Raw genomic sequence first — 11,955 nt, 5'->3', positions numbered from 1 at the left:
ATGAACAACCTTTGTGTAGCGCACCGTGGATTTTCGTCCATTGCACCAGAAAATACGATGGCTGCATTTCTGCTTGCCATGGAACAGCCGGAAGTTCAGTGGATGGAGCTGGATGTACAGTTATCACGTGATGGTGTGCCGGTGGTTATTCATGATTTTACTTTTGATCGGACTACGAATGGAAAAGGGTTTGTTCGAGAAAAGGACTGGGCAGATATACAGCAGCTGGATGCGGGATCATGGAAAGGAAAAGCCTATAAAGGGGAGCGCGTTCCTGCGCTTAGCGAAGTGCTGGATCGGACCTGTGGCAAAGTGCGATTGAATATCGAGCTGAAAACGCAAGGCAATATGTATCCCGGTCTGCCGGCAGCGGTTATCCATGAGGTGAGGAAGAGACATATGCAGCATGATGTGGTGATCACTTCGTTTGAGCCTGCGGCTCTGGTTGAAGTGAAGAAACGGGCCCCGGAGTTCAAAACGGGGTTGATTATTGATGCACGTCCAGGGGATCTGGCCGCAGTGCTGCGGCAGATGAATTGCAGTTTTCTTTCCATCGGTTACACCAATGTGGACAAATCACTGATGCGTGAGATGCGAAATGAAGGCATTCAGGTCATGGCCTGGACAGTGGATGACAAAATCATCATGAAGCGGCTTGCGGCGATTGATCCGGAGCTGATGTTATGCACAAACCGGCCTGATGTGTGGGAACAGGCTTTTCAGGAAACGAGCAGCCGATTTTTCAGGCCGTAAGCTCCAATTTTTTGAATAGCGCAAATATGATATGTACTTATATAATAAAAAGATAAACATGCTCCATACACGCTAATGAATCCGATAAAGGTGGTCGTAAATCCATGCTGACAAATATTCGTAATGTATATTGTGTAGGACGTAATTATAAACTTCATGCAGAAGAATTGGGTAACGCGGTTCCGGATGAGCCGATGATCTTTATGAAGCCTTCCCATGCGGTTGTCCCCTTGAATGGTGAAACGCTGCAATTGCCTGCGACAAAGGGCGAAGTTCATTATGAGGCTGAACTGGTCATCCAAATCGGGCGGGATTATGAGCCGGGTATGGCTGTGGATGAGTTGGTTGATGCGTATGCGTTTGGCATTGATTTTACATTACGTGACGTACAGACGGTTATTAAGAAAAAAGGCCATCCGTGGACGGCAGCTAAAGGGTTCAAGAACTCGGCTCCAATTACTGCATTCCAGTCCTTTCCGGGGGCTCAGGCTCTTCTTGAGAAAGACTTTACACTTACCAAGAACGGTGCCGAGGTCCAACGTGGCAATATTCGTAACATGATCTTCAGTCTACAGGATATTGTGGATTATGTAGGTCATCATTACGGACTGGGACCTGGAGATGTCATCTTTACAGGTACACCAGAAGGGGTTGGACCAACGGCAGCAGGAGATGTGCTTGAACTGACCTGGGGCGGCGAATCTTTGGGTAAATGCACGATTGCAGCAGCGGTTCAGTAGTTTCATAGATCATCAATCTGCTTACTTAGAGTAAATATGAAACAGATAAAGGGGCGTTTCGACGCTCCTTTTTGGCGTGCCCTCATTCTCTGTCGTAGCAAGCGGAGGCTTTTCAATTACGCCATTTACGCGAAGCTGTAGGCAGTATTGGCACTCTCCGTGACCAACTCTTCCAGTTCACTGCTTTGCACTGCGTGCTGCTCCGCGCTAATACTCCCACTTGCGAGTCGTTGATCTAACTGCTCCTTGAGCTGCCTGATTTGCAATGCGACAACCTCGTTGAAATCACCATCATTTTCATCTGCAATCATCCTCAGCGATTTACCCGCGTACAAATTCTGAACCAAGTCATCTTCCGACGGTTGATTCAGAGCACTCAGCAACTCATCTTCGCTCTCGTCTTTGGTATCAATGTTAACGATGGACCATTTCGTCAAAGGTATAGGGGATATCGCTGATCTGCCCCAGGCTGTTCCGGCAAAAGACATGGTGACAATCATGGTTCCAACAATGATTACACGCTTCATATTCATGTGGGTCATCCTCATTTCTATGGTTAAGTACGAACTCCATCGTAGCTGGTTTGATGTAACGCTCTGAGGATAGTGTAACCGGGAAAGCTGAAGTGAAACTTAAAACCGGATAAGTAATCTAGATATGAGAGACATCGAGATAAGAAAAAACAAATTTAAATTCACACTTGACAGGTTGGGTTAGTGGGTTATATGATGAACTCAATTATTTTAACACTAATTAAATGAACAGTGAAATAAATTGAACGGATGCGAGCTGATTGGACCACCAAAGGCTCCCGGGACTACTCCACTATGGAATGTCCGCGGGAGCCTTTTTTCGTATTTGCTGCCGTTTTCAGTTAGACAGGGAGGATGAAATGAAAAATAACGACTGGGAAGTGTTGGAGAAGACAGATTGGTTGTTTCGTAAAATGGTCAGACGATTCGTGAAAGAACGAGATCGTATATCGGTAGAGGGGGTCAGTTTACCAGGAATGCTCATCCTGCACAAAATCATTCGTGAAGGGGAACAACGGTTGGGGGATTTGGCTGAACAATTGGACTTCACCTCAGGTGCCATAACAGCTTTAACAGACAAGTTGGAGAAAAAGGGACTTACGATCCGCAGGCGCAAAGAAGATGACCGCCGGACGGTTCTGCTGGACATTACTGCAAGTGGACGGGAGATGTTTGCACGGAACAGCAATATCGGTGCCCGATGTATCACGCTTCTGTTTGAGGGATTTACGACGGAGGAACTGGAGCAGCAGAGCCAATTTTATGAGCGGGTGATAGCGAATCTGGAGGGGTTCTCGGATACGCTGCTGGAATTGGCAGAGAACAACGTGAAGCAGGACGATCCATCCACCGAAAATGACCCTGAACAGAAGCAGAGGGAGAATACCGGAAAGAGCAACTATCTCAGTTATTAACGTTTGATCCGATGTGAAAACAAACAATCCAAGGGAGAGATGATCAATGGGGCATTCAACAATTTATCCAACCGGGGCAACTGTATTTAACCCTGATAAGGCTTGGGGCGGTTATACCGTCTATCAGGCAGGTGAGGAAGGGGTTGTACTGATTGATATGAATGGTAAGGAGGTTCACCTGTGGAAAGGGCTGCTGGGCTTTCCGGCCAAAATCTTCCCCGGTGGCTTCGTATTGGGCAGCACGGGGCGAAGAGATCCGAAGTTCGGTATCCAGGACAACGTCGATTTGGTTCAGGTGGATTGGGAAGGCAATATTGTATGGAAATACAACAGCTACGAACACATTGAAGATCCGGGATATGAACCGCTGTGGTACGCTCGTCAGCACCATGATTTTCAGCGCGAAGGCAATCCGGTCGGCTATTACGCCCCTGGGCTTGCACCCAAGACCCAGAGCGGGAAGACACTAATTCTTGCTCACAAAAATGTGAATAACCCGTCCATTTCGGATAAACCTTTGCTTGATGATGCGATTATAGAAGTCGATTGGGAAGGGAATGTACTATGGGAATGGCTGCCGAACGAGCACTTTGAGGAACTTGGATTCGATGAGGCCGCCCGTAATGTTCTGTACCGTGACCCGAACACACGCTCATTCGGACATCTCGGTGGTGGTGTGGGTGATTGGCTACATATTAATTCAGCTTCTTATGTGGGTCCAAACCATTTCTATGAAAATGGAGACGAGCGGTTCCATCCTGACAATATTATCTGGGATGCCAGAGAAGCAAATATTATCGCAATTACCGACAGACAGAGTGGAAAGATCGTATGGAGATTAGGTCCGGACTACTCTTTGCCTGAAGTGAAGCATATCGGCACTATTATTGGACAGCATCATGCTCATATCATTCCTAAAGGTTTGCCTGGAGAAGGGAATCTGCTGGTGTTCGACAATGGCGGCTGGGCCGGTTATGGCCTGCCCAATCCGGCTTCTCCATACGGCTTGAAACACGCTGTTCGCGATCATTCACGCGTGCTGGAGATTAATCCGGTGACCCTGGAGATCGTTTGGCAATATACATCCGCAGAAGCGGGATTTTCCGTTCCGACGGATTCCTATAAATTTTATAGCCCATATATTAGCTCCGCACAGCGCCTGCCTAATGGAAACACACTAATTACCGAAGGTTCCAATGGCAGACTGTTCGAAGTTACATCCGGGTATGAGCTGGTTTGGGAATATATATCCCCTTATAAGGATGGGCGGAACACCAATATGGTCTATCGTTCGTATCGCGTGCCTTATCACTGGGTACCACAGCTGGAGAAGCCCCAAGAGGTTGCTATTGAAGCCATTGATGTATCCGCCTACCGAGTGCCGGGAGCAGCGTCCAAAGGTTCTTCATCCGTTGTTAGTGTTGAGGTAACACTGCCGTTTGTTGAAGGTGCAGCCTGTGTGGCAACGTCAGATGAAGGCAAGTAAGGTGGCGAAGAGCGACGAACAATGATTAGAGCGAATGGGGTGCATATTGTGAGAAAACCATCCACCTTAACCGGTGCGTTATTAATGCTTTTATCTATTTTATTAATATTATCGGGATGTTCTGCAAACGAATCAGTATCCGAAGCAAAAGGCGCCTCCGGCACAGAGGCCCAAAAAGTGAAAATTCGAATCGCAGATACAAGTACAAATCCAACGTTCAGGGTAGCCATTGCCAAAGGTTTCTTTGCAAGCCACGGTATTGATGCAGAGAGCATTACGTTTGGTTCGCCAGCGGAAGGTGTAAATGCGTTATTTATCAAGCAGGTGGATATTGCGTACGGAGCTGACTTTCCTGTATTGAACGCTTTGGCCAAAGGGGATTATTCCGTCATTGCTTCCGCAGGTCAGGCTACGAATGAAGCGGCAGCTGCGTGGAAGTTGTATGCCAAGAACGATATACAGAGTGGTGCAGATCTGAAGGGTAAAAAAGTAAGTTTCATCCGCGGTACATTTATTCCTTACCTGTGGGATGAATATTTGAAGGACGTGGGATTGGGGCTAAATGATGTAACCCAGGTGGGTCAGGGAGCATTTGACGAAGCGTACATTGCGCTAAAGCAGGGCGATTTAGATGCAACCTGGGTCATTGGTTCCGCCTTGACTGATAAGTTTGATGCGCTTGAAGGCGTGCATCAGCTCACGGATATGTCCCAAACCCCTGTGCGCCTTGGAATGGGGCTTGTAGCAAGCAATGAGTTCATCCAGGCGAATCCTGAAACAGTGAGTGGTTTTCTCGGAGCTCTGAATGAAGCCTCCGTATATGCTCAGGCACATCCTGAAGAGGTTGCAGACCTGATGTATAAGGAAACCAAGCAGCCTAAGGAGGCCACCTTGAAGGATCTGCCAATCAATCCATGGGAAGTTGGATTTACCCAGGCAGCTTATGACAGTCTGGCAGGGCAGAAGCAGTATATGGTGGATAACGGGATCATCGAACAGAATTTTGATCTCGATAGCAAACTGAACCTGGAGCTCCTGAAGCAGGCACTGCCAGATAAAGTGACTTATAGTAAATAACTCGCAAATTGCGTTGGAGGTGTTCTCATGTCCTTACCTGCAGATCAGCATACGATTCGTATCGAGCAGCTTCGAAAAACATACAATGCCCCCACCCATGGGGATGTACATTATATTATCAAGGATGTCGATCTGGTCATCAAGGGTGGGGAATTCTTTGTCCTGCTAGGTCCCAGTGGATGTGGCAAGTCCACGCTTCTAAATATGATTGCAGGCTTTATCTCCAAGTCGGGCGGTCAGCTCAAGGTGGACAATAAGGAGATCGATAGGCCGGGCAAGGATCGGGCCATGGTATTCCAGCAGGCGGATTCTTCTCTCTTTCCATGGCTTACCGTCAGGGAGAATGTGGAGTTTGGACTTCGGATGGCCAAGGTGCCCAAGTCTCAGCGGCGTACGATATCAGACCGATACATCGAGCTTGTTGGACTGGGTAGTCATGAAGCCAAATTTCCCAAGGAACTGTCAGGTGGCATGAAGCAGCGGGTGCAATTGGCCCGGGTGTTAGCCAACGATTCGGCCATTCTGTTGATGGATGAACCTTTTGGAGCGCTGGATGCAATGACACGGCGTACGATGCAGAAAGAGCTGGTCAATATTTGGCAGGAAACGCACAAGACCGTTATTTTTGTCACTCATGATATCCAGGAGGCGCTCTTGCTGGGTCAGCGGATAGGCATTATGTCCGTAGGGCCTTCATCCAAGATAACGGATATATACGACAATGCTCTGTCTTATCCAAGGAATATTGCCTCATCCGAGTTCAACACCCTATATGACCAGATTCAAAGCCATTTTGAACAATAATTGAGGTGATAGTAATATGAGATGGTTGGAGAAAAAGTGGGTATCTATCCCTTTATTATGGGTGACGGTAATTCTGATTTGGCAGCTAGGGGCCATGCTCTATGGTCCTGAAGTGATTCCCGGTCCGTGGGATACCATTCTCGGTGCCCGTGAACTGCTTGCTGACGGTACACTGATGCAGTATATCGGAATTAGTTTTACACGTGTGCTTGCGGGTTGGGTGCTTGGCAGTGTGATAGCGATCCCGGTAGGGCTTATCATCGGCAAGGTTCATATGATCCGGCTGTTTGCCGAACCTTTTCTTAATTTTATCCGCTTTATTCCGCCGATTGCATTCATTACCCTATTCCTGGTCTGGTTCGGGATCGGGGAGCAATCGAAGATTGCACTCATCATGTATGCAACGTTCTTCATTGTGGTGTTAAACACGCTGACAGGTGTACTCTCCATTGAAGAAGACAAGATCCGGTCTGCCCGCAGCATGGGAGCAAACGAATGGCAGATTTTGCTGCATGTCGTTGTTCCGGCGACGACTCCGTATATTTTCACGGGGGTGCGGCTGGCAATGGGCACTTCCTATATGGCTATTATCGGAGCAGAGATGATTGCTGCAAATGAAGGCGTGGGTTATCTGATCTGGAATTCCCGATTATTCTTTCGCACAGATTGGATCTTTGTCGGCCTGATTTCTCTGGGCTTTATGGGTTTTCTCACCGATCGGTTGTTCAATTGGTTTGGTCGCAGCGTGCTCTACCGTTATGGTGTCATTGGTGGAACGAAGCGGGTCTGAACTGGTAGTTGAGGTAAGGTAATCTGAACCCTTTGTCAATCAGAAGCAGGATCACGCATATCATTTTATTGCAGTATCATTAGACCTGATTTGACAGCTTTCAAAGCTGCCGAATCAGGTTTTTGGTATGCGGGGCCAGGGAGTTTCGGCATTGGGATCAAACCGTGGTATAATTGAATTTCAAAAATATAAAACGTCATGTGGGCCATAGATACTGCCACATGCAGGAGAACTTATGGACTGGATTATTGGCGCCGTATGCGCTTTAATTGTGGCGGGTGCTGCCTACGCGAAGAAGTCGCTAACCCTGTCCGGCTGCCTGGCGGCTATGATCATGGGGACGATATATTACGGAGCGGGCAACCTGTTCTGGTTTGGAACACTGCTGTTGTTTTTCATTACCTCAACGCTGTTCTCCAAATTTCGCAAGGATCGCAAGCAGGAGCTTGAGAAATCGTATGCGAAGACGGGCAATCGTGATGCGGGACAGGTCTTGGCTAACGGTGGAATCGGCATGTTTCTTGTGCTGGGGAACTGGGTTCTCCCACACCCGGCATGGATGTATGCTTTTATCGGTGTCATGGCTACTGTTACTTCAGATACATGGGCAACCGAGTGGGGAAGTCTCAGCCGCAAGCCGCCACGCTCAGTCGTGACGTGGAAAGTGCTGACACCAGGTACCTCTGGAGGTGTTTCATTACTAGGGACACTGGCTGCCGCCATCGGTGGAGCTTTAATCGGGGCAGGAGCATTCTTTTTTTCCTGGATTGCCGGGATCGGAAGTTTGAATCTGCTCAGCTGGACGTGTGTCGGCCTTGTAGGCGGATTGGCAGGAGCTTTTGCCGATTCTTATCTGGGCGCGACGGTTCAGTATATGTATCGTTGTACTGTGTGCGGCCGTGAGGTCGAGGTAAGTGAACATTGTGGACACAAAACCGTTCGAGCGCGTGGCTGGTCTTGGATGAGTAATGATCTGGTGAACGTGCTCAGTTCGGTGATCGGCGGATGTTTGGCGATCGGTTTGGGTATCATTTTGGCGTCGTAGGGAGGGAGTGCATTTGAGCACTGTGCAAGGAGACAAATCGGAGGCTATTTTGGATGCAGCTTATGGTATTTTCGGTTTAAAAGGATTTTATGAGACGAAAATGTCCGATATTGCGGACGAAGCGGGCATCGCCAAAGGCACCATTTATTTATATTTTAAAAATAAGGAACAATTATTTGTTGCCGTATCCAAGCGGGATTGCGACAGTTTTATCAGTCGCCTGGATCATGCGTTGAACTCACATCAGAGTACGGGGGATAAGCTCGGTGCGATCGCCAAGACTCACCTCACGTATTATTATGAGCGTCGCAATCATACCAAGCTGTTTTTTATGGCACCGAATAATGATCCGGATCTGATGAAGTTCATGAAGGCATTTATGAATGAATATATGAGCATGGTGCGTGAGGTGTTAGAGAATGCTGGCGTACCTGAGCCGGTGCTTCTCGCAGAAGCTTATATCGGGATTCTTGATCGGCTTAAAATGGATATTATGCTGAATCCGGAGTTTAACGAGGAACATCTGAACAAACGAATTGCCTTTGCAGCAGCTCTGTTTCTGGACGGATGTCGTTCCTTTTTGCAAGTATAGCGTGAGTGAGCGTAGTTGCATCTTATGTGCAGCCTCATATTGAATACATTTTACAGAGAAGTAGGTTACGAGCAATGAACATAATGACGGTTGAGCAAGTTGCGAAAAGCTATGGTGAGAAAATATTGTTTAAAGACGCCTCATTCGGCATGGGTGATCAGGACAAAATTGGTGTCGTTGGCGTCAATGGAACCGGAAAGTCCACGTTTTTGCGTGTCATTGCAGGTATGGAGCCAGCGGATGAGGGACAGATCTCGATTGGTAATGACGTGCGTATACAGTTCCTGGCACAGAATCCGCAGTTTAACCCGGATAATACAGTCTTGCAACAAGTATTCGAGGGCGACAGCCCGGAGATGAAAACAGTACGTGAGTATACAGAAACGATGGAGCTGCTGGAGCTTAATCCTTCCGATCCGGCGCTGCAAGAGCGTTTGCTGCGCTTGAACCAGCAGATGGAGCAGCTTCAAGTCTGGCAGATGGAAAGTGAAGCGAAGAGCATTCTGTCCAAACTGGGCATTCGTCAATTCGATGCGCTGATGGGCACATTGTCTGGTGGACAACGCAAACGGGTAGCGCTTGCCTCTGCACTGATTCACCCCTGCGAATTGCTCATTCTGGATGAGCCTACGAACCATATTGATAATGATTCCGTAGTTTGGCTGGAACAGTATTTACAAAAACGGCGCGGTGCCCTGCTCATGATCACGCATGATCGGTATTTCCTGGATCGAGTAGCAAATGTGATGCTGGAGCTGGACCATGGCCGTTTATTCCGGTATGAAGCCAACTATACCCGCTTCCTGGAACTGAAGGCTGAGCGTGAAGAGCGTGAATCCGCATCCGAACAAAAACGGCAAAATCTGCTGCGTACGGAGCTCGCCTGGATTCGTCGCGGTGCAAAAGCACGGACCACGAAACAAAAAGCCAGAATTGATCGATTTGAACAGTTGAAGGATCAACAGGGTCCCAATCGCTCAGGCTCACTAGAGGTATCCGTGGGCTCCACACGTCTGGGTAAAAAAATACTGGAGATTGAGCATTTGTCCAAATCGGCGGATGGCCGCAAATTGATTGACGACCTCAGTTACATTGCGGTACCAGGTGACCGGGTAGGTATTGTCGGCCCAAACGGTAGTGGTAAATCAACCTTGCTGCAAATGATTTCTGGTAAGCTCGGGCCCGATGCCGGGGAGGTTGTTGTGGGCCCGACAGTTAATCTGGGCTACTTCACTCAGGAGCATCAGGAGATGAATGAATCTCTGCGGGTTATTGAGTACATCAAGGAAGTGGCCGAGAATATAAAAACGGCTGATGGATCTCTCATTACCGCTGCTCAGATGCTGGAACGTTTCCTCTTCACCCCTGCGTCACAGTGGACACCCATCTCCCGTCTGTCCGGCGGAGAAAAGCGACGTCTATACCTGCTGCGTGTGCTGATGGCTGCACCGAATGTCCTGCTGCTGGATGAGCCGACGAATGACCTGGACATTCAGACACTTGCAGTACTCGAAGATTACCTGGATGATTTCCCGGGTGTTGTATTTGTCGTATCCCATGACCGGTACTTCCTTGATCGGACGGTGGATAAAGTACTGTCTTTTGAAGGTGGCGGTGCTGTGCGTGTGCATGTTGGGGACTATAGTGAATATGCAGAATGGATGCTGAAAAATGCCCCTGGATCTTCTCAGGATAGCGGGGCGGGAACAGCAGCTAAAGTGAAACCGGCAACGGAGGATAATAAACCTGCTGCCTCAGCGGCTAAACCTAAGCTGAAGTTCAGCTTCAAGGAACAGCGTGAATATGACCAAATTGATGAAAATATTGAGAAAGCTGAAGCCAATCTCGCCCGAATTAATAAAGAGATGGAAGAATCGTTCAGCGATTCAGCCCGTCTGCAGGAGTTAATGGCAGAGCAGGCGGAGGCGGAAAGTCATCTGGATGAACTGATGGAACGCTGGACCGTTCTGAATGAACTTGCGGAACAGATTGAAAACAGCAAGTCTTAAAGTATATTTCAATGAATCGTTCTTTCTTCAAAAAGTGACTTTGCAGTCGCCTTTTGGGGGAGGGCGATTTTTTTGCATTGATGTAAATGAATTTATATGAAACGTTAACCATATTCAAACCGTTTATTAAATAAAGAATCCCATAGAAGGGGGAGAACTCCACATCCATGTACAGAGAACTGAATGAACAATTGGCAGTGATCAAGGAAAAGGGAAGAATGTACGAGAAATGGAATGATCGGCTGGAGAAGCTGAATCAGGAGGAAGCGGAATGGAAAACGAAAGTACAGCAGCGTCTGCAGCACCTGCAGAAGGAACAAAACGATGTAGATCGACTCAACAGTATGACGTTATCGGCATTCTTCTATCATTTAATCGGAAAAAAAGAGGATCGACTGGAAAAAGAAGAACTGGAGTTAATGGAAAGTAAGGCAGAGTACGATATAGCATGCCAGATGTTAACGGATATCCAGAAGCGGCGCTCGCAAGCTCAACAGCAACTGGATGGACAGCGGCAATATCAATTCTGGCAAAGTGATTACAAGGTGTTGCTGGGCAAGAAGGAAAACGATTTGCTGGAGAAAGATGCAGAATTGCAGCAGATGGCTGAGGATCGGGAACATCTCTCGGGAGAGCTTCAAGAGCTGAATGAGGCGGATCGAGAAGGGCAGTATCTGCTCGTTGCACTGGAACGTGCTGAAAAGGCGTTGTCCTCTGCGGGAAATTGGGGAGTATACGACATGATGGGTGGGGGTGTGATCTCGACCCATATTAAGCGCAGCAGAATGGATGATGCACAGGTTGCCATTATGGATGCCGGAAGACATCTTCGCCGATTTCAGAAGGAACTGGAGGATGTGAAGATGGCTGTAAACACGGAATTACACCTTGGAGGCCTGCTTTCATTCGCAGACTATTTCTTCGATAATCTCTTTGTGGATTGGATGGTACAAGACAAAATTCGCAAAGCTGAAACTCAGGTGAAGGATGGACTGAGTGCAGTGCGAAGCACGTTGCGTGTGCTGAAGAATGAGATCCAGGATCACAAGATGAAGCTGGAGCTTCTGGAACGAAGGTATTGTGAACATATTGAACGAGTGGACTGAGACATTTCCAAGAAGAAGGACACTTCCGGCTTGCCTCTAAACGGCGAAGTTGAAGTGTCCTTTTTTACATGATAAAAGTGAATCATAGATATCCAAGTCGGCATGC

12 protein-coding genes are annotated in these 11,955 nt (G+C 47.9%); 11 read left to right on the top strand and 1 reads right to left on the bottom strand.

All coding sequences use genetic code 11. The features are described from left to right. Together HW560_RS28155 and HW560_RS28150 are read left to right on the top strand one after the other, a co-directional pair. The gene (locus tag HW560_RS28155; RefSeq protein WP_179265253.1) at positions 1-753 is read left to right on the top strand and encodes a glycerophosphodiester phosphodiesterase; all 753 of its coding nucleotides are present in this window, start codon (positions 1-3) and stop codon (positions 751-753) included. A gap of 104 nt (positions 754-857) precedes the next feature. Then, entirely contained in the window at positions 858-1,493 is a 636-nt protein-coding gene (locus tag HW560_RS28150) for a fumarylacetoacetate hydrolase family protein (protein WP_090895551.1), read from the top strand. Positions 1,494-1,618: 125 nt separating this feature from the next. On the opposite strand, the gene HW560_RS28145 is transcribed toward HW560_RS28150, so the two are convergent. Beyond that, positions 1,619-2,026, bottom strand: coding sequence for a hypothetical protein (locus tag HW560_RS28145; RefSeq protein ID WP_179265252.1), 408 nt, complete (start codon positions 2,024-2,026; stop codon positions 1,619-1,621). Between the two features lie 359 nt (positions 2,027-2,385). Between HW560_RS28145 and HW560_RS28140 the strand changes: the two genes are divergently transcribed. From HW560_RS28140 to HW560_RS28100, 9 genes are all read left to right on the top strand, one after another. Continuing rightward, positions 2,386-2,940, top strand: a complete 555-nt coding sequence (locus HW560_RS28140; RefSeq protein ID WP_179265251.1) for a MarR family winged helix-turn-helix transcriptional regulator — start codon at positions 2,386-2,388, stop codon at positions 2,938-2,940. A 46-nt stretch (positions 2,941-2,986) separates the two neighbouring features. Then, the gene (locus HW560_RS28135) at positions 2,987-4,426 is read left to right on the top strand and encodes an aryl-sulfate sulfotransferase (RefSeq protein WP_179265250.1); all 1,440 of its coding nucleotides are present in this window, start codon (positions 2,987-2,989) and stop codon (positions 4,424-4,426) included. Between the two features lie 21 nt (positions 4,427-4,447). Beyond that, positions 4,448-5,503, top strand: a complete 1,056-nt coding sequence (locus HW560_RS28130) for an ABC transporter substrate-binding protein (protein WP_179265249.1) — start codon at positions 4,448-4,450, stop codon at positions 5,501-5,503. A 27-nt stretch (positions 5,504-5,530) separates the two neighbouring features. Beyond that, positions 5,531-6,307, top strand: coding sequence for an ABC transporter ATP-binding protein (locus tag HW560_RS28125; protein ID WP_179265248.1), 777 nt, complete (start codon positions 5,531-5,533; stop codon positions 6,305-6,307). 16 nt (positions 6,308-6,323) lie between these two features. Next, positions 6,324-7,097, top strand: coding sequence for an ABC transporter permease (locus HW560_RS28120; protein WP_076292050.1), 774 nt, complete (start codon positions 6,324-6,326; stop codon positions 7,095-7,097). 235 nt (positions 7,098-7,332) lie between these two features. Further along, entirely contained in the window at positions 7,333-8,142 is an 810-nt protein-coding gene (locus HW560_RS28115) for a DUF92 domain-containing protein (protein WP_090895567.1), read from the top strand. Between the two features lie 13 nt (positions 8,143-8,155). Beyond that, a complete protein-coding gene (locus HW560_RS28110; RefSeq protein ID WP_090895569.1) occupies positions 8,156-8,734 on the top strand; it encodes a TetR/AcrR family transcriptional regulator in 579 nt (192 codons plus the stop codon). 74 nt (positions 8,735-8,808) lie between these two features. After that, positions 8,809-10,743 (top strand): ABC-F family ATP-binding cassette domain-containing protein, encoded by a 1,935-nt coding sequence (locus tag HW560_RS28105; RefSeq protein WP_090895571.1) that lies wholly within the window; start codon positions 8,809-8,811, stop codon positions 10,741-10,743. 167 nt (positions 10,744-10,910) lie between these two features. Next, positions 10,911-11,849, top strand: coding sequence for a hypothetical protein (locus HW560_RS28100; protein WP_179265247.1), 939 nt, complete (start codon positions 10,911-10,913; stop codon positions 11,847-11,849). Positions 11,850-11,955: the final 106 nt, after the last annotated feature.

Source organism: Paenibacillus sp. E222, from assembly GCF_013401555.1.
In the GTDB taxonomy this organism is placed as follows: domain Bacteria; phylum Bacillota; class Bacilli; order Paenibacillales; family Paenibacillaceae; genus Paenibacillus.
This window is presented reverse-complemented; position numbering and strand designations above follow the sequence as displayed.